We start from the raw sequence: 23,663 nt of genomic DNA on the forward strand, positions 1-23,663 counted from the left end.
CAAGCCGGAGGGCCCGAAATCTAGCATGACCCGTCTCAAGACCCAGCCATTCGAGCGCAACGTGGCGCTGACGCGGCTGGGCCTGGGGACCGGTGGTCGCTTCGTCGCGCACTCACTGGCCAACGTATTCCGCAACGAGGCTGATCGCGAGACCGCCGACCGTGATTTTTATCGCGCCCGCGCACAAGCGCTGGCGGACTCGCTCGGGCAGCTCAAGGGCAGTGTCATGAAGGCCGGGCAGATGCTTTCGCTCTATGGCCAGTACTTCCTGCCGCCCGAGGCGGTGGAAATTCTCGCCGGCCTGCAGGACGACACGCCGCCGGTGGCCTGGACGGTGGTGCAGCCGGTGCTGGAGCGTGCACTGGGGCGCAAGCGCCTGGCGGAGCTGGAGGTCGACGAGCGCCCGCTGGCGGCGGCTTCTCTCGGTCAGGCCCACCGGGCGCGGCGCAAGCGCGATGGCCTGGAGCTGGTGGTGAAGATCCAGTACCCGGGTGTCGCCGATGCCATCGAGAGCGACATCCGCAGTCTGTCGCGCCTGGTGGGTCTGTCACGCCTGGCCCCCAAGGGGCTGGATCTCGACCCGATCTTCATGGAAGTGCGGGAGATGTTGCACCGCGAGGTCGACTACGAGGCGGAGGCGCACTTCACCCGGACCTTCGGCGAGCGCCTGGCCGACCGGCCGCAGTTCGTGGTGCCGCAGGTGATCGACGCCTACAGCACCGACCGGGTGCTCACCACTACTTTCGAGTCCGGTGTGTCGGTTCGCCACGCCGACGTGCAGGGGCTGCCGCAGGCACGCCGGAATGCGCTCGGTTCATGGTTTCTCGAACTGTTCCTGGAGGAATTTCTCGACTGGGGCATGGTGCAGACCGATCCGCACTTCGGCAACTACCGCATTCGCCCGTCGCCGGACGGCGATCGCATCGTGTTGCTGGACTTTGGTGCGACCCGGGTCTTCGGGCGCGGCTTCATCGATGCCTACAGTGACATCATGCGCGGCGCGCTGGCACGCGACCGGGCGCGCATCCACGAGGGGTCTCGCGCCATCGGCCTGATGTCCGAGCATTTCCCGACACCGGTGATGGACGCCTTCGCCCGGCTCTGCGAGCAGATCGTCGAACCGTTCGATGACCCCGACGCCGGTACGGTGCCGCCCGAACTGCTGACCGCCGATGGTGCCTATCGCTGGGGACAGTCGGACCTGTTGATGCGGGTCGGGCGGATCGCGTCCCGCAATGCCCTGTCGATGTACTTCCGGGTGCCACCGAGGGAGATCGTGTTCCTGCACCGGCGCCTGGCCGGGGTGTTCATCATGCTGTCGACCCTGGGCTGCGAGCTGCGCTCGCGGGAAACCGTGTTGAAGGCGGTGGGCTGAGCCCTGCCGCTGGCTGCAAGGCCGGGCTTTCCGGTAGGATGCCTGACAGTATCCCGACACGGCGCCATGTCGAGCGCTGCACCCCGATCATCGTTCCCGAGAGGAGGAAGCCCCTCATGTTCAAGCATCTGCTGGTTTCGGCCGGCGTTCTGTCTCTTGCGTTCGCCAGCGCCACCGCTGCTGCCAAGGCAAGCCCCGATGAAGCCGCCAAACTGGGAACGACCCTGACCCCGGTCGGCGCCGAGAAAGCCGGCAATGCCGATGGCACGATCCCGGAATGGACCCCGGGCGCCCGACGTGGTGCGCTCAAGGGTGAATTCCCCAACGATCCCAAGATCGACCCCGAGAAGCCGCTGTTCGCCATCACCAAGGCCAACATGGCGCAGTACGCCGACAAGCTGTCGGAAGGGCACAAGTACCTGCTCAATACCTACGACAGCTACAAGATGAACGTCTACCCCTCGCACCGGGTGGTCGGCTGGCCGCAAGAGATCTACGACGCCACCAAGAAGAACGCCACCAGCTGCGAAATGATCGGCACCGACAACCCCAGCAACTGCAACCTGGGCTTCCCGTTCCCGATCCCGAAGACCGGCGCCGAGCCAATCTGGAACCACAAGCTCAAGTTCCGCGGCGAATCGGTGACCCGCTACAACAACCAGCTCATCGTGCAGCCGGGTGGCGATTTCCAGGCGACCAAGATCGTCGAGGACGTCAAGTTCTACTACGGCTCCATCGAGAACCCGGTGCCGCTGACCAAGACCTCGGGCGAGTTCCTGCGTTATCTGTCGAAGACGGTGGCGCCGCCGCGGCTCGCCGGCACCTTCATTCTGGTCCACGAAAAGGCCGGTACCGGCGCCGAGGGGCGCAACGCCTGGTTGTATTCGCCCGGCCTGAAGCGCATTCGCCGTGCCCCCACGGTGTGCTGCGACAACCCCTATGAAGGTACCGATGGTCACCAGTTCTATGACCAGGTGGACATGTTCAACGGGGTGCTCGAGCGCTACACCTGGAAGATCGTCGGCAAGAAGGAGATGTACATCCCCTACAACTCCAATCGCATTGCCGGCAACGAAGTCAGCTATGACGACATCGCCGCGCCGCGCCACCTCAACCAGGATCTGCCGCGTTACGAGTTGCATCGCGTCTGGGTGGTGGAGGCCGATATTCGCGCCGGTACCAGCCATACCTTCAAGAAGCGTCGTTTCTATGTCGACGAAGATGCATGGACGATTGCCATGATCGATGCCTACGACAACCGCGACGAGCTTTACCAGTTCCAGGAAGGGCACATCATCTTCGGCTACAACATCCTGTCGGCAACGACGGTTCCGGAAGTGATTTACCACTTCAACTCGGGACGTTACTTTGTCACTGCCGCCTTCAATGAAGACCAGCCGATCGATGCCACCGCGCGTTTCGACGACAACTACTTCAACGCCAATTCGGTCCAGCGGATGACCACCAAGTAAGTGCGGGTTTGCCGCAGATGAAGGCCGGGCATTGCCCGGCCTTTTTTGTGGCAGATCGGGGTTTCTGCCGTACCCTGAAACTCCTTATGTGCAGGATCCTCGCATGCCCGTCCGCAACGCCCCCTCGACGATTCCCACCACCCTCCGACTGATCGGCCACCGGCTGCTGCAGCGTTGGCGCCATCGAGGCCAGGGCGACGGTGTCGCAGACCTGTCACCAGCGCGTCTGGCACCGGTGCTGGCGGCGTTGGGGCCGGGGGCGGTGGAGGTTCATCGGCTCTCGGTCCCGGCCGGCGGCGCCTGGATCGACAGCGGGATTGACCTCGCCCCCGGCGACACGGTCACGCTGCACGCCCACGGCCGGGTCTGGCTGGCACGGGCGCTGGATGTCGGTTTCAGTGCCACCGTCGGGCTCTGGTATCGCGTCGGTGACCAGCCATTGCGCAAGGTGACTGCCGCTGCGGCACCACTGGACGTCGGCGATGGCGGGCGGCTGTGGTGGGTGGCCAAGCCCCCCGGCGAATTTGCCAACCGGGCTGGCGATTTCGAGGCGGTGCCGGAGCGCGCACCGCTCAAGGGTGGGTTCGAGGTCGTGCTGTTGCAGTGGCGAGGCGACGGCCCCGCGCGGCTGGCGGACGCGGCCCGCCTGGACGCCGCGGCCTTTCTGCCCGTGCTGGAACGGCTGCGTGCGCCGCTGCGGCCGCCCGTCGGCTGGCACTATCTGTGGCGACTGGGTGACGGCGAGCTGTACCGCGCCGACCCCGAGCAGGCGAACGGTCTGTGCTGCCATACCCATGCCGACGTTGGCATCCTGCAGTACCCGGTGGACCTGCCGCTGACCGATGACACCCGTCTGGACTGGTCGTGGTGTGTCGAGCAATTGCCCTCGGCCTTGCCCGAGCACACTCCGCCCACCCATGACTACCTGTCGATTGCCGTCGAGTTCGACAACGGCCTCGACCTCACCTACATGTGGAGCGTGTCGCTGCCGGTTGATACGGTCTTCCAATGCCCTCTGCCGTGGTGGGATCAACGGGAGACTCACTGGGTCGTTCGCAGTGGCACCTCGGCATTGGGCCAATGGTTGCCGGAAAGCAGATCGCTGCTGGCGGATTACCGGCACGCCATCGGCGGCCCGCTGCCGGCGCGGGTGGTGGCGGTCTGGCTGATCGCCAATAGCGCCTTTCAGCGGGGGCAGGGGCGCTGTCGATATCGCGGAATCGCCCTGCACGGCGCGATGGGTCCGGTGCGGATCGGGGCCGACCAGCGCTGACCGTTGTTGTCCGTCATTGCCGATGACGGACAAACGCCTTCACGAGGCAGACAAGCGGTCTCAACCTCGCGGCCGCCACGGCCGATACGCCTTACAGGACCAACTGGGCGTGCGACCGTGCAAATTGAGCTTCCCCCGCGATGCACCCTGGCCGAGGCCGATGCCCTCAAGGCACGCCTGAGCGAGGCGCTTGACCATCACGACACCGATGTCGAGCTGCGTGGCGCGGCCGTGGTCCAGGCCGGGACCGCCGCACTGCAGCTGCTGCTTGCGCTCAAGGCCGACCTGGCACAACAGGGCCGCAGCCTGCGCTGGACCGACCCTTCCGACGCCCTCACCACCACCGCCCGCCAGCTGTGGCTGACGGATGCCCTCGGCCTTCCGACCGCCCAGCCCTGACGCGGAGTTTTCCATGCCCCATATCCTTGCCGTTGACGATTCTCCCTCCATGCGCCAGATGGTCAGTTTCACGCTGTCCAGTGCCGGCTATGAGGTGACCGAAGCCGAGGACGGCGCGGTGGCGCTCGACAAGGCCCGCGGCGGCCGGTTTGACCTGGTCCTGGCGGATGTCAACATGCCGAATCTCGACGGCATCAGCCTGATCAAGGCGCTGCGTGACCTGCCGGACTACCGCTACACGCCAATGCTCATGCTCACCACCGAAGCGGGTGATGGCAAGAAGCAGGAAGGCCGCGCTGCCGGTGCCACCGGGTGGATCGTCAAGCCGTTCAACCCCGAGCAGCTGCTGGCGACCCTCAAGCGTGTGCTCCCCGCATGAGTATCGACCTGTCCCGATTTCACGCCGGGTTCTTCGAGGAAAGTCTCGAAGGTCTGGCGGTGATGGAAACGGGCCTGTTGGCACTGGAGAACGGTAGTGCTGACGAGGAAACGCTGCATGCCATCTTTCGTGCTGCGCATTCCATCAAGGGCGGCGCCGGCAGTTTCGGTTTCGCCCGCATCAGCCAGGCCACCCATCACCTCGAAACGCTGTTGGACGAGCTTCGCAGCGGTCACCGTCGCGCCGATGCCGAGGTGCTGAAGGTGCTGTACCTGGCACTGGACGGGGTGCGCGCGATGATCACGGCCGCCCAGGCCGGCGGCGCGCTCCCCGAGACCCGGGTGCAGGCTTTTGAAGCCGCCTTGAAGGCGGTGCTCGACCAGGGCGCGAGCGGTCCCGTTGCGTCGACGCCAGCGCCGCTTGCGAGCGCATCTCCATCGCGTCTCTGGCACCTGCAGTTCGCACCGTCGCCGGCACTGCTGTCGACTGGCAACGAGCCGCTGTTGTTGATGCAGGCGCTGGCCGAACTCGGCACGCTGGAGGGTGAGGTTCAGGTGCCTGCCGACCTGCATCTGGCCGAACTGTCACCGGATGACTGTCGCCTGTCTTGGCAGCTACGACTCACCACGGCTGCAACCGAAGCCGACATTCGTGAGATCTTCGCCTGGGTCGAAGACTGCTGCCTGCTGACCCTGACGCCGATGCCGGCGTCGACGCCACTGACGGTCTCCACCGCCATGGGCGAGCCCGAGGCGGTCGCCGTGACCGCTGCGGTGGCCGTGACCGGCCCCGCCCCGGTGCCGGAGGCCGCGGTGCCGCCGGCGCTGCCGACCGCGTCCATCCGTGTCGGTGTCGACAAGGTCGACGCGCTGATCAATCTGGTGGGTGAGTTGGTGATTACCCAGGCAATGCTGCAACAGGCCAGCAGCGTGCTCGACCCGGCCACATTCGAGCGGCTGCACGCGGGGCTGGCCCAGCTCGAGCGCAATACCCGCTCCCTGCAGGCCTCGGTGCTGGCGGTACGCATGCTTCCCGTCGGCACGGTGTTCTCGCGGTTTCCGCGACTGGTGCGCGACCTGGCTGACAAGTTGGGCAAGAAGGTTCGACTGGTGCTCGATGGCGAGAGCACGGAACTCGACAAGGGCATGATCGAACGCATCACCGATCCGCTGACCCACTTGCTTCGCAATGCCCTGGATCACGGTCTGGAAACGCCCGCCGAGCGCCGTGCGGCCGGCAAGAACGAAGAGGGTCGCCTGCGCTTGTCCGCCCGGCATGCCTCGGGGGCCATCGTGCTCGAAATCGAAGATGACGGCCGCGGCCTCAACCGCGAGCGCATCGTCGCTCGGGCACTGGAGCGTGGCGTGATCAGTCAGCTTCCCGCCACCGACAACGAAATCGACCAGCTGATCTTCGAGCCCGGCTTTTCCACAGCCGAGGCGGTCACCGACGTTTCCGGTCGCGGTGTCGGTATGGATGTGGTGCGCAAGAACGTCTTGGCGCTCGGCGGTCGTATCGACCTCGGGACGACACCGGGGCAGGGCACCCGAATCACGGTTCGACTGCCGCTCACCCTCGCCATTCTCGACGGCATGAGCATCGCGGTCGGCGACGAGGTGTTCATCGTGCCCATCTCCAGTGTGCTCGAAAGCCTACAGCCGACGCCGGAGCAACTGCCGCCGCTGTCCGGCGCCCAGCGCCTGGTCAAGGTTCGGGAACGTTACCTGCCGCTCATGCGCCTGTCCGAGCGCTTCGGTCTGCCCGGTGGCAGTGATGGCCCCGGCATTGCGGTGGTGGTGGAAGCCGACGGTCGCCGTTTGGCGCTGATGGTGGATGCACTGGTGGGACAGCAGCAGGTGGTCATCAAGAGCCTGGAGCAGAACTATCAGACGGTCCCGGGTATTGCCGGGGCAACGATTCTCGGGGACGGGCGCGTGGCGCTGATCCTCGATGTGGCGCAGCTGGCCAGCGAATCCGCACTTGCGGTCGCGGCCTGAACAACCGGAGATGACGATGGATGGCAGTTCCGCACCGCTCGACAACAACGAGGCCAACGCCATCGGCGCCGAGTACCTAACGTTTTGCCTGGGCGCTGAAAACTACGGTGTCGACATCCTGAGGGTGCAGGAAATCCGTGGCTATGATTCGGTCACCCGTCTCCCGGCAGCGCCCGCCTTCATCAAGGGCGTGATCAATCTGCGCGGCACCATCGTCCCGGTGGTCGACATGCGGATCAAGTTCGGACTCGGTGAGCCGGTCTATGACAGCTTCACCGTGATGGTGATTCTCAACGTCGCCAACCGCGTCATCGGCATGGTGGTCGACCGGGTCTCCGACGTGGTCCGCCTGCGCCCCGAAGATATCAAGGATACGCCCGAGTTCGGCAGCGGTCTGGATGTCCGCTATGTCGCCGGTCTTGCCGAACGCGACGGTCAGATGCTGATCGTCGTAGACATCGAAAAACTGTTCAAAAGTCAGGAGATGGCGCTGTTCGACAGCGCTGTCGCTGGTTGATCCCGTACGTCCCTTGCCGGAGCCGCTCATGTCGAACCCTACTTCCCCTCTCGCCGCGCCCGCCGCGCCGCTGGCCGGTCTTGCGGCCGCCGCAGTGGTGCTGCCCGCGCTCTGTCTCGCGCACATGAATGGCGCCCTGTCGATGGCCGGATGGGTCGGCGCCTCGTTGTTGGTGGTGGCGGCGGCCCTGGCCGCCGCAGTCGCGGGCTACCGCCGGCTGCATGCACTGACGGAAGGACGCGCGGCAAGCCTGGTCGACGCTACTGCCCGGCAGCAGCAACTTCAGGCGCTGCAGAGCGAGCGGGACGACTTGGCGGGCCAGCTCGCGGCACTGGGACGTTCCCAAGCCGTGATCTCGTTCAGCCCCAGCGGTCAGATCCTGGATGCCAACAACAATTTTCTCGATACCTTGGGCTATTCGCTGGCCGAAGTGAAAGGTCAGCACCACTCGATGTTCGTCGATCCGGACTACCGCAGCACGGCCGAGTATCGGCAGTTCTGGGAGCAACTCGGACGCGGTGAATTCGATGCGGCGCAGTACCTCCGTTTTGGCAAGGGCGGGCGTGAGGTCTGGATCCAGGCTACCTACAACCCGGTTCTGGACGAACAGGGCAAGGTGATCAAGGTCATCAAGTACGCCACGGATATCACCGAGCAGAAGCAGGCCGAGATTGCGGCTGCCAAGGCGGATGCCGAGCGTGCGGCAAAGGAAAAGCAGATCGCTGAAGAGAACCTCCGGATTCGCCAGGCGCTCGACAACGTCAGCACCAACGTCATGATTGCCGACAATGATCGCCGGGTGACCTACACCAACCGTGCGGTGCTGGAGATGCTGCAGCATGCCGAGGCCGACATCCGTAAGGATCTGCCGCAGTTCGATGCTCGCAAGGTGCTGGGCGGCAGTATCGACGTGTTTCACAAGAATCCGGCCCACCAGACGCGCATGCTGGCTGACCTCAAGGGCATTCACCGTGCCCAGATCGTCGTTGGTGGGCGTACCTTCACGCTGATCGTGAATCCCATCTTCAATCCGCAAGGCGAGCGTCAGGGCACTGTCGTCGAGTGGGGTGACCGCACGGCTGAAGTCGCGGTCGAGGCTGAGGTCGGTCATATCGTTGCCGCTGCCAACAGCGGGGACTTCTCGGAGCGGATTGCGGTTTCCGGAAAGCAGGGTTTCTTCCATACCCTGGCGACCGGGATCAACTCGCTGCTCGATACCAACGAGAAGGCCTTCAACGAGGTGCTGCGTATTCTCGGCGCGATGTCTGCCGGCGATCTGACACAGCGGATTACCGACGACTACAGCGGGACCTTCGCCCGCCTCAAGGAAGACGCCAACGGCACCGTCGACAAGCTCACCGGGATGATCAACCAGATCAAGCAGGCGACCGACTCCATCAATACCGCATCGAAGGAGATTGCAGCCGGCAACCTTGACCTGTCTCGCCGCACCGAACAGCAGGCCGCAAGCCTGGAGGAAACCGCCAGTTCGATGGAGGAGCTGACCAGCACCGTCAAGCAGAACGCCGAGAACGCCAAGCAGGCCAATCAGCTGGCGATCGGCGCTGCCGATGTTGCTGGCAAGGGCGGCAAAGTGGTCTCCGACGTGGTGGTGACGATGAGCTCGATCACCGATTCGTCGAAGAAGATTGCCGACATCATCGGCGTCATCGACGGCATTGCCTTCCAGACCAATATCCTGGCGCTGAATGCTGCCGTCGAAGCGGCGCGTGCCGGTGAGCAGGGGCGGGGCTTCGCGGTGGTGGCGTCCGAAGTCCGGTCGCTGGCGCAGCGCTCCGCCGCCGCGGCAAAGGAGATCAAGACCCTGATCTCCGATTCCGTCGACAAGATTCAGGGCGGTTCCGAGCTGGTGGAAACCGCAGGGCGCACCATGGATGAAATCGTCAACTCGGTAAAGCGGGTGACCGACATCATGGGCGAGATCTCCGCCGCCAGCCTGGAGCAGAGTCAGGGCATCGAGCAGGTCAACCAGACCATCACGTCGATGGACGAGGTGACCCAGCAGAACGCCGCCCTGGTCGAGCAGGCCTCCGCCGCCGCACGATCACTGGAAGAGCAGGCCGGTGGTTTGTCCGAATCGGTCGGCAGCTTCCGCCTCGCTGTCGGCGGGCCGTCGGCACCGCCGCCGTCGTCATCGAAGGTGACGGCCTTGCCGACGCCGTCGCGGACCGCCTCGCCCGCCCAGCGCAAGCCGTCGGCGCCAGCGCCGCGTGCCGCACGCCCGGCGGCGGCCGCGGCAGGCGGTCAGGCGGCGAGTGCGTCGGACGAGGACTGGACCGAGTTCTGAGGCCCGAGCAATGACCACCGGTGCCCTGCGTCATGGCCGCTACTGTCCCGCCCGTTGGGTGGTGTGGCTGGCCAACTACGGGCTCTGCCTCGCCGGCGTGCCGGTGGCATTCGAACCCCGCGGCCGACTCATCGGCTGTCCCCTGATGCGGCGCGGGCCGATACCCGACGACCGCCCCCAAGGCGCATGAACCATGGCTCCCAATGCTGCTGCGCCGGACCTCGATGCCCCGGTGACCGGGGTGACCCGCGAGGTCATCTTTACCGCTCGCCATTTCGAACGGGTGCGTCGGCTGATTCACCAGCACGCCGGCATTTCGCTGGCTGATAGCAAACAGGACATGGTGTACAGCCGGTTGATCCGGCGTCTCCGCGCCTGTGAACTCGACAGCTTTGATCGCTACCTGGAAGGCTTGGAGGATCCGGCACATCCCGAGCATGGCCCCTTTGTCAACGCGCTGACCACCAACCTCACGGCGTTCTTCCGCGAGGCGCATCATTTTCAGCGGCTGCGTCAACACCTGCTTCGGCCCGGGGCCCCAGCACGCCAGCTGATCTGGTGTGCGGCTGCCAGTACGGGTGAGGAGCCCTACTCGCTGGCGATCACCGCCTGCGAGGCGTTCAACAGTCTCAATCCTCCCGTACGTATCATCGCCACGGATATCGATACCGATGCCCTGTCCACCGCGTCGGCCGGTCGCTATCCGCTATCGCGACTGGCGCCTCTGAGCGTGGAGCAACGGCAGCGTTTCGCCCTGAAGGGTCGGGGGCGTCATGAAGGCATGGCGCAGATCCGACCGGAACTGCAACGGCTGATCCGCTTCGAGCAGTGGAACCTGCTGCGGCCGCAGCCGCCTCCATTCCGTGGCGCAGACGCGGTGTTCTGTCGCAACGTCATGATCTACTTCGACAAGCCGACGCAGTTGCAGGTGTTGGAAACCCTGCACGCGGTCATGCGGCCTGATGGCTTGATGTTTGCCGGGCATTCGGAAAGCTTTTTCCATGCCCAGCATCTGTTCCGAAATCTCGGACAGACCGTATATGCCCCCGTCACCGGGAGTGGCCGATGAACGCCCGTCCCGATCAGGCCCTGGCGGGTCAGCCCACCATCAAGGTGCTGCCGGGCGGGTATCACGCCGATCATCGTGATGTGGTGTTGGTCACCACGCTCGGTTCCTGCGTATCCGCCTGTCTGCACGACGCGGGGACCGGCATCGGCGGCATGAACCATTTCATGCTGCCGGATGGCGCCACCGACGGTTCGGGGTCGGCGCGCTACGGTATTCATGCCATGGAGCTGCTGATCAACGCCATGCTGCAGATGGGTGCAAGACGGGCCAAGATCGTGGCCAAGGTCTTTGGTGGTGGCGCGGTTCTGCGGCAGATGACGACACTCGATGTCGGCCAGCGCAACATCCGGTTCGTCGAGGCCTTTCTGCAGACCGAACGCATTCCCGTGACAGCGCGGGACCTGGGTGGCACCCACCCGCGCAAGGTCGCGTTTCATACCCAATCGGGACGGGCGTTCATCAAGGCGCTGCCGATTCAGGCTGCCGATCCGATGTTGGCCGAGGAGGTGCGCTATCGCACCCAACTGGTCCGAGCCCCCATTTCCAGCGGTACGGTGGAGCTGTTCTGATGGCCGTGAAAGTGCTGGTGGTGGACGACTCGGCGATGATCCGGCAACTGCTGTCCGAATTGCTCGGTGGCGACCCCCGGATCGTCGTGGTGGGCGCTGCCCACGACCCATATCACGCGCGAGAGATGATCAAGTCGCTGAAGCCGGACGTGATCACGCTCGATGTCGAAATGCCGCGCATGGACGGGCTGACCTTTCTCGATCATCTGATGCGACTGCATCCGATGCCGGTGGTGATGGTGTCGTCGCTGACCCAAGCCGGCGCCGATGCCGCGCTGCGGGCCCTGGAGTTGGGTGCAGTCGACATCGTCGCCAAGCCGCAGGTGGGCATCGTACAGGGATTGCGCGAGGCGACGGAACGCTTGCGTGAGGCGGTCATTACCGCGGCGGGCGCGCGGCTGCCAAGCCGGGTGAAGGCGCCGGTTCGCCGACCCCAGCCGCTGAGCCTGTCGACTGACTTCTTTTTCGTGCTGGGGGCTTCTACCGGCGGTACCGAAGCGTTACACGACGTGATCGCCGCCTTGCCACCGGACGCGCCAGGTGCAGTGATCGTTCAGCACATTCCCCCCATGTTCTCGCGAACGTTCGCCGAGCGCCTCGATCGGTGCTGCGCCGTGCGGGTTGGCGAGGCATTTGACGGCGCGCGGATCGCCACCGGCCAGGTCTGGGTCGCGCCGGGCGGTGTGCAGTTGCGGATCCGCCGGGATGGCGCGCGTTATGTGTGTCGCCTCGGCGAGGACACACGGGTCAACGGCTTTGCCCCGTCCGTCGATGTGATGTTCGACAGCGCAGCCGAAGCGGCCGGCGGCAACCTCGCCGCCGCCCTGCTGACCGGCATGGGCGATGACGGCGCCCGTGGCCTGACACGGTTGCGGCAGGCCGGCGCATTTACCTGCGTTCAGGATGAAGCCAGCAGCGTGGTATGGGGCATGCCGGGGGCAGCGGTTCGTCTCGGTGGGGCTGAAGCGGTATTGCCTCTCACCGATGTGGCAGACCGTCTGATGGACGCTGCGCGTCGACATGTCGGTCGACTCAACGCCTCAAGTCGCGCGGCCGCTGGCCGATAAACTCACTGACACCCTCGGAGGCCGGGATGAAACTCAAGTCAAACCATCTGGACCTGTTACTGCTGGCAGCACCGATCACGGTGTCGGCCGTACATCTATACCTGCTGTTTGCCACCCATGAGCCCGGATGGATCTATCTCAGTGGTGCGGCCCTGGTGGTGAGCTGGGCGATGGCCTATCTGTTCCGATTCCAGATGACGCAGCCGACCGCCGCGCAGACCGCTGCGCTGGACGCGAGCACTGCGCTGGTCGACGAGATGCGCGAGTTTGTGACCGATGAGATCGGGGGCACACGCAAGGAAATCGAACGCGCGAGGGGGCTGGTCAGCGATGCGGTGCGGCGTCTGGCACAGAGCTTCGAGCGGATGAACGGCGAGTCACGGAGTCAGGCCGAGTTGATGGGTCGGGTGTTGGAGCGCCGCGATGGCGAGCCGGGCCAGGGCGGCGTACGCCAGTTTGCCGACGATGCCCGTAGCCTGATGGAGCGCATGTCCACCGCGCTGTCCCAGGTCAGCAGTCAGTCCGGTGCCACGGTCAGCCAGATCGATGGCATGGCGCAGAAGCTCGACGGCATGTTCGTGTTGCTGGAAGACGTCAAGACCATTGCCGACCAGACCAACCTATTGGCACTCAATGCCGCCATCGAGGCCGCTCGGGCGGGCGAGGCGGGACGCGGATTTGCCGTGGTCGCCGACGAGGTGCGTTCGCTGTCGCAGCGGTCAAACACCTTCAATGAGCAGATCCGCCGGCTGGCGGTGGATGCCAAGGAAGCGGTGTCGTCGGTGCGGGTTGCGGTCGCCGCCATGAGTCAGCGCGACGGTAGCCTCAGCGAAGAGGCCCAGAGCGGCACCACCCGCCTGATCGGCCATGTACAAGCGATTCACAACACCCTCAGTGAGACGCTCAACGAGGCCCAGTCGTCGACAAAGCGGATCGGTCAATCGGTCGCTGAAGCGGTGCGTTCGCTGCAGTTCGAAGATATCTCGACCCAGGCGCTGGGCGCCGCCGAAGTACATCTCAAACGTCTTGAGGACATCGAGCATGAAACCCGTGCTCTCGATGCGCTTCGACTCAAGGGGGGCAAGGACTGCGTGCCCGAGCTGGAGCGCTTGACCCAGCGCGTGCGCGAAGTACGCGGGCGGGTCGCGGTGCCCCCCCACAAGCCGGTGTCCCAGGTCGCAATGCAGGTGGGCGAGGTCGAGTTGTTCTGAGCCCCGGTGGCGCGAGCGGTCGGCCACCGCGCTCCGCCTGTCGCTCGGCCGATTGACTTCTGGCGGCGGGACGTCAGGCTGGGTCGGACTACCGGAGTTCACCATGCCCCCAGCCGAAAGCTCGCTTGAATCGCCCGCGTTGTTCGCGGGCGTTGCCCTGCAGGCCGTGGCCGAGAGGGCCGGCTTTGGGGTCTGGGGCCTGGATAGCGACGGTCAGGTGGTCTACCGCAATGCGGTGGCGGCGCGATTGATCGGCGCCGGTCGCCACATCCACCCGGACGACCGCGCCAGCGTCGATGCGGCCCGCCATGGTTTGCAGGCGCCTGGTGATCACTACCACCTCATCTACCGCATGCGGGACGCCCAGGGTCAGGTGTTCTGGCTGGAGGAGACGGCAGTGGAAACGCAGCCCTCGGCCGACGGCCTGGTGGTGGTCGGATCGGTGGTGGATATCACGGCACAGCTGACCACCGAGCAACGGCTGTCGGATGCGCTGCAACGTACCGAAGGCATCCTGCGGACCGCAACAGATGCGATCGTGACCGTCGACGAACGGCGGCATCTGGTGTCGTTCAACCATGCCGCCGAGCGGCTGTTCGGCATCGCTGCTGCCGAGGTCCTTGGGCGACCGCTGGCGTGCTGGCTGCGGCCTCCAGCCGGCGCCGAGCCGGCACCCGACCTGTGGTCGCCGCAGACCGGAACGACCGAGATGCGGGTAGCGCATCAAGGCGGCAGCATGATTCCGGTGGCGGTATCGGTGTCCTCGTTGACGCTGCGCGGCGGTGTGCTGCACACCCTGATCCTGCGTGATATCCGTGACAGCCTGCGCGCACAACAGCGGCTTGAGGCCGCCGAGGCGCGGCAGCGGCTTGCGCTGCAAGCAGCGGGCATGGGCGTCTGGCAGCTCGACCCCGATAGCGGTCGGTTACGTGTGAGTGACGAAGCCTGCGCGGTCTTCGGCGACCCGGCTCCGCAGACGCTGGAGACGGTCGATCAGCTGTTGCGTGTGGTCCACCCTGCTGACCGCGAGGCCGTGAAGGCTGTCTGGCATGCCGCCGTCGAGGTCGGACTACCGTTCGAGCATGCCTATCGCATTGTCGATGCCGGCGGCGGTACCCGTTGGATCGGCGAGCGCGGTCGCCGGGTTGATGCACCACACCAGCCGCGAGTGCTCGCTGTGGTGATGGACATCACCCAGCGCAAGCGATTCGAGACCGATGCCCAGCGATACGCCCAGATTCTGGAAGAGTCTCGCAACGAGATCTACCTGTTTGCCCCTGATACCTTGCAGTTCGTCATGGTCAACAAGCCGGCCCGCAGCAACCTCGGATACGGGATCGAAGAGTTGCGTACGCTGACCCCGCTGACACTGAAGCCCGAGTACACCGAAGCGGTCTTTCGCCAGATGATCGCACCGCTTCAGCAGGGACGGGTGTCCGAGCTGCGCTTCGAGACGGTGCATCGCCGCAAGGATGGCAGTCACTATCCGGTGGAGGTGGTGCTGCGCTATTCCGCCTACGATCTCTCGTCGGTGTTCGTGGCCACCATTCTGGATACCAGTGAGCGGCGCGACCGTGAACATCGATTGGAGACGCTCGCCGAGCGGTTGCGGGTATTGTCTGAGCAGTTGGTGCAGGTGCAGGAGCATGAGCGGCGGCACCTGGCGCGTGAGCTGCATGACGAGATCGGGCAGCAGCTGACGGCTGGGCTGATGCGGGTGCGCGATCCGACGGTCCGCCTGTCGGCAGCGCTACGGCGTGATCTCGGCGAGCGCTTCAATGCGCTGATCGAACAGGTGCGCAACCTGTCGCTGGATCTGCGGCCGGCGGTGCTTGACGACCTGGGTCTGGCGCCGGCACTGCGCTGGTACGCCGAGCGCCAGGCGGCACTCGGACGCCTGCAGCTCGAAATGCAGTTGTCGCCGCCGGCGGACCGACCCTCGCCGGAAGTGGAGACGGCCCTGTTTCGTATTGCCCAGGAGGCGATGACCAACGTCCTTCGGCACGCCGGCGCTGAACGCCTGCGGTTGTCGCTGACGCTGGAGGGCCAGCGCCTGCAGCTGGTGATCGAGGATGACGGTCGTGGCTTTGATCCGGCCAAATTGCCGCCGGTGACCGAACGCCATTTCGGACTGCTTGGCATGCATGAGCGGGCCCGGCTGCTGGGCGGCGACGTGCAGGTGACCAGCCTCGCCGGCGAGGGCACTCGGGTCGCGGCCTGGGTGCCGTTGAACCCCTAGCGTCGGCCCTCGCCGTCAGCCGCGGCGGGAGTACACCAGGGTATTCGAGACCGGTTCCAGTGCGCGCTGTAGCCGAGCGGTCGACTGCAGTCGCAGGCGGGCCATCTCGGCCAGTTGGCGCCCGCGTTGGCGCAGACGTTCCAGGGTGTCGGCGGCGGGCATGGGCCGTGCCTGTGCCAAGGCTGCCAACGCGCGCCGTAGTGCCCCAATGGCTGCTTCGATAGCCGCCGGATCGCGTAGCAGTGCGCGTTCCAGGGCATCAAGTGCCGCTACCACGGCGGGCGGTGTCGCTAGAGTGTCCACTGCAGCAACCGGTCGGCAATTTGCTCGGCGTTGACCGCGTAACGTCCTTCCTGCACGGCCAGACGCAGACTGGCGACGCGCGGCTCGTCTGTGGGGACCTGACGGTCGGTCGGTGACTGCGGGGCGCGTGCGGCATCCGACAGCGACAGTGCGCTGCTGGCGGTCACCGGCACCGGCGGCTCTCCGCCTGCAGGCGTACGGGCCGGCACCACGGATCGGACAGCGGACAGGGGCGGTGGGGTGGTGACTTTCATGGCGGATATCCGGTTCAGTTGCCGCCCTATCGGCGGCCGCCGGAAAAACTTTAGCGTTGGCGTCGGGAAGTCGTCGTTTGCGACCCTTGGTCGATCCGGTGCATCGTGAACAAGACCACCCCTGAAGGAGCTTTCCATGAATCGAACCCTTTCCGCGCTAGCCGCAGGCCTGATACTGAGCCTGTCCGCCGGGGCTGCGTTGGCGCAGGGCGGTGCGCTCAGCGCCGAACAGCGCGCCCAGATCGAGGCCCGGTGTGCTGAAAACCCCGAACGCTGCGAGAAGATGAAGGCGCGATTGGATGCGGCCCGCGAGCGCTGTGCGGCTGATCCGGCGCGCTGTGAAGAGGTAAAGGCCGAACGGCGCGAGAAGTGGGCAGACCGCAAGGCCGCCTGCGAGGCCGACCCGGCGGCTTGCGAGGCGCGCAAGGCCGAGCTTCGGCAGAAGCGCGACAAAATGAAGGCGGCCTGTGATGCCGATCCTGCGGCCTGTGAAGCGCGCAAGGCCGAACTGCGTGAGAAGTGGGAGGCCCGCCAGGCACAGCAGCCGTAAAGTCCCCCGGGGTGTTCGGTGGCGGCAGTCCCGCGACCGTTCACCCCGGAATCTCCACCCGGCCAGCATCGCGGACGATTCCCTCCACGCGGTGACCGGAGCGGCTGTTGCGGACTCCGATCCGGGCGCCTTCGGCGCCGTCACTCAAGGCGGTACCCGGCATGCGGATCTGGACCGGGCCGCGATCCACCACCAGGGTCACCGTGTCGCCGCGGCGGATCATCGGCGGGGTGAGCACGTCGCCGGGCGTCAAGACTCGGCCGGCCGGCAGGGCACGCCGCGTTTGCCGACCCACCACCATGGCCTGATCCGTCAGGGCGCCGTAGCCAAGGCTGGCGCGGGCGCGCGGTTCGGCACGGATATCCTCGGCACCGACCCGCTCCCCGGCCGCTAATGGGCGGGCCAGCACCAGCACCTGTGCACTGCCTTGGGCCCGTACCGGCACGTATAGCTGCCAGGCCGGCTGGGTGCATCCAACCTGAACCGTTGCCTGCTCGGCCGTCGCCGTGGTCACCTGTGCCTGCAGTGGCACCGTGCAGGGGGCTACCCGGACACGTGGGTCGAGGCGCGCCTCGCCTTCGGTGAACGGGCTGGCACCGACGGCGGCAGCGCGGATCAATGACAGCGTGTCGGCCGCCTGCAGCGACGTGCTCGACAACAGCAGCAAGGCAATGACGGAAAGTGAACGCATGCGTCATGACCTGCATCTGCGGGGCACCGGCGTCCGAGCGGTTGCGTTCGGAGGATGGGCGGTTTCCGACGAAGTCGCTCAAGAATTCGCGCATGCCGCCGATACGCCCTCCATGAGCACCCTCCTGGATCGTATCGACGAGCAGACCCGCCTGGCCGGCCACAATCGACTGGCCTTGCTCACGTTTTCACTCGGCGACGCGCAGCACTATGCGGTGAACGTCTTCAAGGTGTTGGAGGTGACCACCGCGGTGCCGATGACGCCGGTGTCCGGCCTGCATCCGCAGGTGCAGGGGCTGGCCGAACTGCGCGGCCAGCTGATGCCGGTGATTGCGCTGCCAACTGCGTTCGGGCTGGCCCTGCCGGCGCAGCCCTTATGGGTGGTCACCGAATTCAATCGACGCCAGCAGGCCTTCGTGGTCAGCGGAGTCGAGCGCATCGTGCATGTTGACGTTGCGCATCTGCAGCCGCCCGATGCGACCGAGCGAGCGCGGATCACCGCCCTGGTGGAAACGCCACGGGGCTGGTTGCACATCCTCGACTTCGAACAGGTGCTCGCGGACATCGTCGGCGAGGCCCATGAGTTGCCCAGTCAATGGCACGGCAAACTCTCTGGCGAGCGGCCGGAGGTGCTGGTGGTGGATGATTCGGCGGTGGCCCGCGCCCAGCTGCAGCGCACCCTGACTGCGCTGGGTGCAGAACCGATCCTGCTCAGCGACGGCGCCCAAGCGCTGGCCTGGTTGCAGCAGGCGGCGGACAGTGGCCGCCTGGCCAGGCTGCGGCTGGTGATCTCCGACCTGGAGATGCCGCAGCTCGACGGCTATGCGTTGACGGCAAGGATCAAGGAAGACCCGCGACTGAAGCATCTGCGGGTGCTGCTGCACAGCTCGCTGTCGGGTCGTTTCAACGCCCAGCTGGTGGCCCGGGTCGGAGCCGACCGCTTCGTGCCCAAGTTCTCGGCAGAAGAATTGGCGGCCGCGGTCCTCGAGGATCTGGCGCTGCCTGCTGCCGCTTAGCGGCCGCAACGGACCGCTCGCGACCGGGGACACCGGCGATTGCAGGGCAGAGCTCAACCACCGGCACAGGAGCCGAGGATGAGCCAACCTCTCAACATGCAGCGTGTTTTCGGTGTTCACGAGCCGGCCCTGGCCTTGCACGCCCGCCGACTGGAGCTGATCACCGGCAACCTTGCCAATGCCGACACCCCGGGCTACGTGCCGCGGGACCTCGATTTCGCCAAGGCCCTCACGGCCGCGGGCGATACCCCGCTCGACTTCGAGGCCGCGCAATTTGAACGTTACGCGAGCCAGCCGTCAGTGGATGGCAACCGGGTCGACCTGCCACGCGAACAGGCAGCGTTTGCCGACGCTGCCCTGCACTACCAGGCCAGTCTCAACTTCCTTGAATCCCGGGTGCGCGGTCTGCTGACCGCCATCACAGGGCAATAGGGCGCGATGCCATGAGCAGCTTCCGCCTCTTCGATATCGCCGGTAGCGCCATGGCGGCGCAGTCGGTCCGGCTCAACACGGTGGCCTCCAACCTGGCCAATGCCGATTCCGTCGCCAGCAGTCCGGAAGCCGCGTACCGGGCGCGCATGCCGGAGTTCCGCACGGTGATGGACGCGCAGGGGATGGCCGGTGTCGAGGTCACCCGGATCGCCGAGTCAACCCGGCCCGCCGAGGCCCGCTATCAGCCCGGGCACCCGATGGCAGATGCCGATGGCTATGTCTACGCCCCGGCGATCAACCCGGTGGAGGAGATGGTCAACCTGATGTCTTCCAGCCGCAGCTACCAATCCAGTGTCGAGGCGATGAACACCGCCAAGGAGTTGATGATGCGAACCCTCAACATGGGGCGTAACTGATGGACGCCGTCAGCGCGCTCCGCGGCGCCACCCAAAGCGCGGGCACCCAGCAGCAGTCGCTGGGGCAGGGCGAGTTCATGCAGCTGATGCTGGCACAGTTCAATGCCCAGAACCCGCTGGAGCCGATGGCCAACACCGAATTTCTCGGCCAGCTGGCGCAGTTCTCGGTGGTCGCCGGGGTCCAGCAACTGGACGACAGCTTTCAGGCGCTGGCAGGCCGCATGAATGCCGATCAGGTGCTGCAGGGGGCCGCCCTGCTTGGCAAGCCGGTACAGCGCATCGCCGACATCCTGAAGTGGGACGGCGGCGCGCCCGATGCGTTCTCGCTGGTCATCGAACCGGGCACCACCCGGGTCGAAGTGGACGTGCTCGACGCCAACGGCGTGCGGGTGGCACAGCTGCGCCAGGACACACCCGAGAGCGGCACCCTGCGGTTGGCCTGGGACGGCACCCGCAGCAATGGCGAGGCTGCCCCCCATGGCACCTATTTCCTCCAGGCCCGTGCCGTGAGTGGCGATACCACCACCGCATTGGCACCCCGCAGTGAAGCGACGGTGAGTGCCGTCATCCCCAGTGCCAGCGGTCTGCTGCTGGAACTGGATGACGGCAGCACGGTTGGCCTCACCGACATTCTTCAGATCCGCGCCTGAACGCGCACCGTTTGACCAGGAGACTTCCATGAGCTTTCAAACCGCCCTCTCCGGCCTGACCGCCGCCAGCCGCGACCTGACCGTCACCGGCCACAATATTGCCAACGCCAACACCGCCGGTTTCAAGGGCGGACGTACCCAGTTCGCCGAGGTCTACGCGGCCTCCAGTCTCGGCCTTGCCGCCACCCAGACCGGCAGTGGTGTGCGGGTCTCCGGCATCCAGCAGCAGTTCGGCCAAGGCAGTATCGACTTCACCAACAATGCGCTGGATCTGTCGATCAGCGGCGAAGGGTTCTTCACCTTCAATGCCAACGGCGCCACGGTCTACTCGCGCGCCGGTAGCCTGTCGCCGGACCGCAATGGCATGGTGGTGAACACCCAGGGTCACAAGCTGCAGGTGTATCCGCCCCAGGCCAACGGCACTTTCGACGCCGGTCGGCTGACCGATCTGCAGCTGCCGGTGGGGGACGCGCCGCCGCAGGCCACCACCAATGTGACGCTCGGTCTCAATCTGCCCGCAGCCTCGGGCACGGCACCGGTCAATGCATTCGATCCGGCAGACGCCAGCAGCTATTCGCACACCACCAGCCTGACGGTGTACGACTCGCTCGGCGCCGCCCATACCGCAAGCTTCTATTTCGTTCCGACCGACACCGCCGGGCAGTGGGATGTCCACAGCGCTGTCGACGGCACCAGTACCGGGGCGCCGACCACGATGACCTTCGACGCCAACGGCGCCCTCAGCGCTCCGGTCGGTGGCACCGTGACACTGCCGGCGCTGGCCCAGAACAACGGCGCTTCCGACCTGGAGATCACCCTCGATCTCAGTGATGCCACCCAGTTCGGCGACAACTTCAACGTCACCGCGCTGACGCAGGATGGCTTTGCCACCGGGCGTCTGACCGGCATTGAAGTGACCTCTGGCGGTGTGGTGCAGGCCCGATATACCAACGGCCAGGCCCGTGCGCTCGGCCAGGTGGCGCTGGCCACCTTCGCCAATCCGCAGGGTTTGCAGGCGCTGGGGGATACGGTGTGGGCGGAAACCTATGTCTCCGGCCCGGCGCTTCGGGGTGCGGGTGAGAGCGGCAGTTTCGGCTCGGTGCAGTCGGGCTCGCTGGAACTTTCTAACGTCGACCTCACCGCTGAACTGGTGCACATGATCACCGCGCAACGCAACTTCCAGGCGAACGCGCAGATGATCTCGACCACCGACCAGATAACCCAGACGGTGCTGAACCTCCGCTAAGGCGGACCCGTTCAACGGAATCTGAGCCATGGACCGCGCTGCCTACATCGCCATGAATGCCGCCTCGGAGGCCCTGCGGGCCCAGGCGGCAACCGCGCACAACCTCGCCAACGTCGGCACCAGTGGCTTCAAGGCCTTGCTGACGCAGACCGAAGCGGTGCCGGTGGAGGGCGCGGGTTGGGCGTCGCGGGTCAATGGGCAGTTGACGCCGCAGGGCTGGGACGCCCGCGGCGGTGCCGTTCAAACCACCGGCCGCAGTCTCGACATCGCACTCGCCGAAGACCGCTGGCTGGCGGTGCAGGGCGCCGACGGCGGTATCGCCTACACCCGCAACGGCGCCTTGCAGTTGACCGCCAATGGCCAGGTGCTGGATGCCGAAGGCCGGCCAGTGCTCGGCGATGGCGGCCCCCTCAGCCTGCCGCCGCATAGCGACCTGATGGTGGGGGCGGACGGTACCGTCAGCCTGACACCGCTGGGCAGTGCCGCCAATGTGCGGGCGCAGGTCGGCCGGTTGCAGATTGTCGAGGCCGCCCCCGGTCAGATCGACCGCCGTGCCGACGGGCTGTTCGTGCCCCGTGGCGGGCAGGTACTCAATGCCGCCGCCGGACCGGTGCTGGTCAGCGGCGCGCTGGAAGCCGCCAACGTCAACGCTGCCGAGCAGATGGTGGCGATGATCGAACACTCCCGCCGCTTCGAGTTGGCGGTGGACACCCTCAAGCGTGCGGATGCCTACGCCGAGTCGGCGCAGACCCTCATGCGCCTTCGTTGAACCCGGGAGTAACGTCTTATGAACCCCGCACTCTGGATCGCCAAGACCGGCCTTGATGCACAGCAGACCCGGATGGCTGTCACCTCCAACAATCTCGCCAACGTCGGCACCACCGGCTTCAAGCGGGGCCGGGCCCAGTTCGAGGACCTGCTCTACCAAACGGTCCGCCAGCCGGGCGGCGCCACCAGCCAGCAGACCGATTCCCCCACCGGCCTGATGCTTGGGACCGGCGTACGGACGGTGGCTACCGCCAAGGAGTTCACCCAGGGCAGTTTGCAGCAGACCGGCAACAGCCTCGATGTCGCGGTCAATGGCCGTGGCTTTCTCAAGGTGCTGCTGCCCGACGGCACGGCGGCCTATACCCGCGACGGCGCGTTGAAGACCAACGCCCAGGGCGAACTGGTCACCGCGCAGGGCTACCCGCTGCAGCCGGGCATCTCGATTCCCGACGGCACCCAGAGCATCACCATCGGCACTGACGGCGTCATTACCGCGCAACTGGCCGGGCAGGCCAGCCCGGTGCAGATTGGCACCCTCACGCTCACCGACTTCGTCAACGCTGCCGGACTGCAGGCGCGCGGCGAGAACCTGCTGCTGGAAACGGCTGCCAGTGGCCCGCCCAATGATTCAACACCGGGGCTCAACGGGCTGGGCCTGTTGCAGCAGGGCTCGTTGGAAGGCTCGAACGTCAACGTGGTGGAAGAGCTGGTCGGGATGATCGAGGCGCAACGCGCCTACGAGATGAACTCCAAGGCCATCTCCGCCGCCGACGACATGCTGCGCTTCATCACCCAGCAGCTGTGATGAATACCGCACGCGCCCTCGTACTGCTCGCCGCGATCGGCCTTGGCGGCTGCGCCAGCACGCCGGTGGTGCCGCCAGCACCACCGGCGCCCGCGGTGCATCCGGCCGGCGCGATCTATCAGTCCGGTACCGCTACCGACTGGTTTGGGGACCGTCGCGCGCGCCGGGTGGGGGATGTCCTGACGGTGGTGCTGGTCGAACAGACCCAGGCCCAGACCAGCAGCGCCACCTCGACCAGCAAGACCACCGATCTCAGTCTGCCGGCACCGACCTTGTTCGGGGGTGCCGTCACCGCCAATGGCATCCCGTTTCTCAACAACAGCCTGTCCGGCGACCGCAGTTTCGAAGGCGGTGGCGACAGTACCCAGAGCAACCGCCTGTCCGGCTCGGTGTCGGTGCGGGTGATTGAGGTCGATGCCAGCGGCCTGCTGCGGATTGCCGGGCGCAAACGCCTGCAGCTCAATCGTGGCGACGAAACCCTGGAGATCAGCGGCTGGGTGCGGCCAGAAGACATCGCGCCGGACAACACCCTGCTGTCCGATCGGGTCGCCGATGCCGATGTTCGATACGCCGGACGTGGTGCCCTGGGCGATGCCAACGCCCAAGGCTGGCTGGCGCGATTCTTCAACCACCCCTTGTGGCCCTTCTAGGAGCAGGC

General features: G+C 65.9%; 26 protein-coding genes. 23 read left to right on the top strand and 3 right to left on the bottom strand.

Annotated features, from left to right (window positions below):
- Positions 1-25 precede the first annotated feature (25 nt).
- The 14 genes from JN531_RS11180 to JN531_RS11245 all read left to right on the top strand — a co-directional run bounded on the left by JN531_RS11180 (position 26) and on the right by JN531_RS11245 (position 15,875).
- Positions 26-1,375, top strand: coding sequence for an ABC1 kinase family protein (locus JN531_RS11180; RefSeq protein ID WP_228348946.1), 1,350 nt, complete (start codon positions 26-28; stop codon positions 1,373-1,375).
- Between the two features lie 116 nt (positions 1,376-1,491).
- Positions 1,492-2,847, top strand: coding sequence for a DUF1329 domain-containing protein (locus tag JN531_RS11185; protein ID WP_228348947.1), 1,356 nt, complete (start codon positions 1,492-1,494; stop codon positions 2,845-2,847).
- Positions 2,848-2,950: 103 nt separating this feature from the next.
- Positions 2,951-4,120, top strand: coding sequence for a DUF3047 domain-containing protein (locus tag JN531_RS11190; protein ID WP_228348948.1), 1,170 nt, complete (start codon positions 2,951-2,953; stop codon positions 4,118-4,120).
- Positions 4,121-4,237: 117 nt separating this feature from the next.
- Positions 4,238-4,519, top strand: a complete 282-nt coding sequence (locus JN531_RS11195; RefSeq protein WP_228348949.1) for an STAS domain-containing protein — start codon at positions 4,238-4,240, stop codon at positions 4,517-4,519.
- 13 nt (positions 4,520-4,532) lie between these two features.
- Positions 4,533-4,898: a response regulator gene (locus JN531_RS11200; protein WP_228348950.1), complete on the top strand. Its 366-nt coding sequence runs from the start codon at positions 4,533-4,535 to the stop codon at positions 4,896-4,898.
- Positions 4,895-6,895, top strand: a complete 2,001-nt coding sequence (locus JN531_RS11205) for a chemotaxis protein CheA (protein ID WP_228348951.1) — start codon at positions 4,895-4,897, stop codon at positions 6,893-6,895. The genes JN531_RS11200 and JN531_RS11205 overlap by 4 nt, the downstream gene beginning before the upstream one ends.
- 16 nt (positions 6,896-6,911) lie before the next feature.
- A complete protein-coding gene (locus tag JN531_RS11210; protein WP_228348952.1) occupies positions 6,912-7,412 on the top strand; it encodes a chemotaxis protein CheW in 501 nt (166 codons plus the stop codon).
- Positions 7,413-7,440: 28 nt separating this feature from the next.
- Positions 7,441-9,720 (top strand): methyl-accepting chemotaxis protein, encoded by a 2,280-nt coding sequence (locus JN531_RS11215; protein WP_275591457.1) that lies wholly within the window; start codon positions 7,441-7,443, stop codon positions 9,718-9,720.
- Between the two features lie 10 nt (positions 9,721-9,730).
- Positions 9,731-9,910 carry a hypothetical protein gene (locus JN531_RS11220; protein WP_228348953.1) on the top strand — a complete coding sequence of 60 codons (180 nt, stop codon included), beginning with the start codon at positions 9,731-9,733 and terminating at the stop codon, positions 9,908-9,910.
- A gap of 3 nt (positions 9,911-9,913) precedes the next feature.
- The gene (locus JN531_RS11225) at positions 9,914-10,789 is read left to right on the top strand and encodes a CheR family methyltransferase (protein WP_228348954.1); all 876 of its coding nucleotides are present in this window, start codon (positions 9,914-9,916) and stop codon (positions 10,787-10,789) included.
- Positions 10,786-11,358 (top strand): chemoreceptor glutamine deamidase CheD, encoded by a 573-nt coding sequence (cheD, locus tag JN531_RS11230; RefSeq protein WP_228348955.1) that lies wholly within the window; start codon positions 10,786-10,788, stop codon positions 11,356-11,358. Before JN531_RS11225 ends, cheD begins: the two co-directional genes overlap by 4 nt.
- A complete protein-coding gene (locus JN531_RS11235) occupies positions 11,358-12,425 on the top strand; it encodes a protein-glutamate methylesterase/protein-glutamine glutaminase (RefSeq protein WP_228348956.1) in 1,068 nt (355 codons plus the stop codon). The genes cheD and JN531_RS11235 overlap by 1 nt, the downstream gene beginning before the upstream one ends.
- A 26-nt stretch (positions 12,426-12,451) precedes the next feature.
- A complete protein-coding gene (locus tag JN531_RS11240) occupies positions 12,452-13,636 on the top strand; it encodes a methyl-accepting chemotaxis protein (RefSeq protein WP_228348957.1) in 1,185 nt (394 codons plus the stop codon).
- A gap of 103 nt (positions 13,637-13,739) precedes the next feature.
- The gene (locus JN531_RS11245) at positions 13,740-15,875 is read left to right on the top strand and encodes a PAS domain-containing sensor histidine kinase (protein ID WP_228348958.1); all 2,136 of its coding nucleotides are present in this window, start codon (positions 13,740-13,742) and stop codon (positions 15,873-15,875) included.
- 15 nt (positions 15,876-15,890) lie between these two features.
- Here JN531_RS11245 and JN531_RS11250 read toward each other — a convergent pair whose 3' ends face one another.
- On the bottom strand, positions 15,891-16,178 hold the full coding sequence (locus JN531_RS11250) for a hypothetical protein (RefSeq protein WP_228348959.1): 288 nt from the start codon (positions 16,176-16,178) through the stop codon (positions 15,891-15,893).
- Complete coding sequence (gene flgM / locus JN531_RS11255; RefSeq protein ID WP_239795295.1) at positions 16,166-16,432, bottom strand: flagellar biosynthesis anti-sigma factor FlgM; 267 nt, start codon at positions 16,430-16,432, stop codon at positions 16,166-16,168. The genes JN531_RS11250 and flgM overlap by 13 nt, the downstream gene beginning before the upstream one ends.
- A 136-nt stretch (positions 16,433-16,568) precedes the next feature.
- Here flgM and JN531_RS11260 point away from each other — a divergent pair, with 136 nt between their 5' ends.
- Complete coding sequence (locus JN531_RS11260; RefSeq protein ID WP_228348961.1) at positions 16,569-16,982, top strand: hypothetical protein; 414 nt, start codon at positions 16,569-16,571, stop codon at positions 16,980-16,982.
- Positions 16,983-17,022: 40 nt separating this feature from the next.
- Here the strand turns inward: JN531_RS11260 and flgA are convergent, their stop codons facing one another.
- Positions 17,023-17,673: a flagellar basal body P-ring formation chaperone FlgA gene (flgA, locus tag JN531_RS11265; RefSeq protein ID WP_228348962.1), complete on the bottom strand. Its 651-nt coding sequence runs from the start codon at positions 17,671-17,673 to the stop codon at positions 17,023-17,025.
- Between the two features lie 112 nt (positions 17,674-17,785).
- On the opposite strand from flgA, the gene JN531_RS11270 reads away from it, so the two are divergent.
- The 8 genes from JN531_RS11270 (at position 17,786) to JN531_RS11305 (ending at position 23,655) form a co-directional block, all read left to right on the top strand.
- A complete protein-coding gene (locus tag JN531_RS11270) occupies positions 17,786-18,688 on the top strand; it encodes a chemotaxis protein (protein ID WP_228348963.1) in 903 nt (300 codons plus the stop codon).
- A 78-nt stretch (positions 18,689-18,766) separates the two neighbouring features.
- Positions 18,767-19,120: a flagellar basal body rod protein FlgB gene (locus JN531_RS11275; protein ID WP_228348964.1), complete on the top strand. Its 354-nt coding sequence runs from the start codon at positions 18,767-18,769 to the stop codon at positions 19,118-19,120.
- Between the two features lie 11 nt (positions 19,121-19,131).
- Positions 19,132-19,536, top strand: a complete 405-nt coding sequence (gene flgC, locus JN531_RS11280) for a flagellar basal body rod protein FlgC (RefSeq protein ID WP_228348965.1) — start codon at positions 19,132-19,134, stop codon at positions 19,534-19,536.
- Positions 19,536-20,186, top strand: a complete 651-nt coding sequence (locus tag JN531_RS11285) for a flagellar hook assembly protein FlgD (RefSeq protein ID WP_228348966.1) — start codon at positions 19,536-19,538, stop codon at positions 20,184-20,186. Before flgC ends, JN531_RS11285 begins: the two co-directional genes overlap by 1 nt.
- Before the next feature lie 28 nt (positions 20,187-20,214).
- Positions 20,215-21,432, top strand: a complete 1,218-nt coding sequence (gene flgE, locus JN531_RS11290; protein WP_228348967.1) for a flagellar hook protein FlgE — start codon at positions 20,215-20,217, stop codon at positions 21,430-21,432.
- Positions 21,433-21,460: 28 nt separating this feature from the next.
- The gene (locus JN531_RS11295) at positions 21,461-22,201 is read left to right on the top strand and encodes a flagellar basal body rod protein FlgF (protein ID WP_228348968.1); all 741 of its coding nucleotides are present in this window, start codon (positions 21,461-21,463) and stop codon (positions 22,199-22,201) included.
- Positions 22,202-22,219: 18 nt separating this feature from the next.
- Positions 22,220-23,005 (top strand): flagellar basal-body rod protein FlgG, encoded by a 786-nt coding sequence (gene flgG / locus JN531_RS11300; RefSeq protein ID WP_228348969.1) that lies wholly within the window; start codon positions 22,220-22,222, stop codon positions 23,003-23,005.
- A complete protein-coding gene (locus JN531_RS11305; RefSeq protein ID WP_228348970.1) occupies positions 23,005-23,655 on the top strand; it encodes a flagellar basal body L-ring protein FlgH in 651 nt (216 codons plus the stop codon). Before flgG ends, JN531_RS11305 begins: the two co-directional genes overlap by 1 nt.
- Positions 23,656-23,663: the final 8 nt, after the last annotated feature.

The sequence above is a fragment of the Flagellatimonas centrodinii genome, from assembly GCF_016918765.2.
GTDB classification, from domain to species: Bacteria; Pseudomonadota; Gammaproteobacteria; order Nevskiales; family Nevskiaceae; genus Polycyclovorans; species Polycyclovorans centrodinii.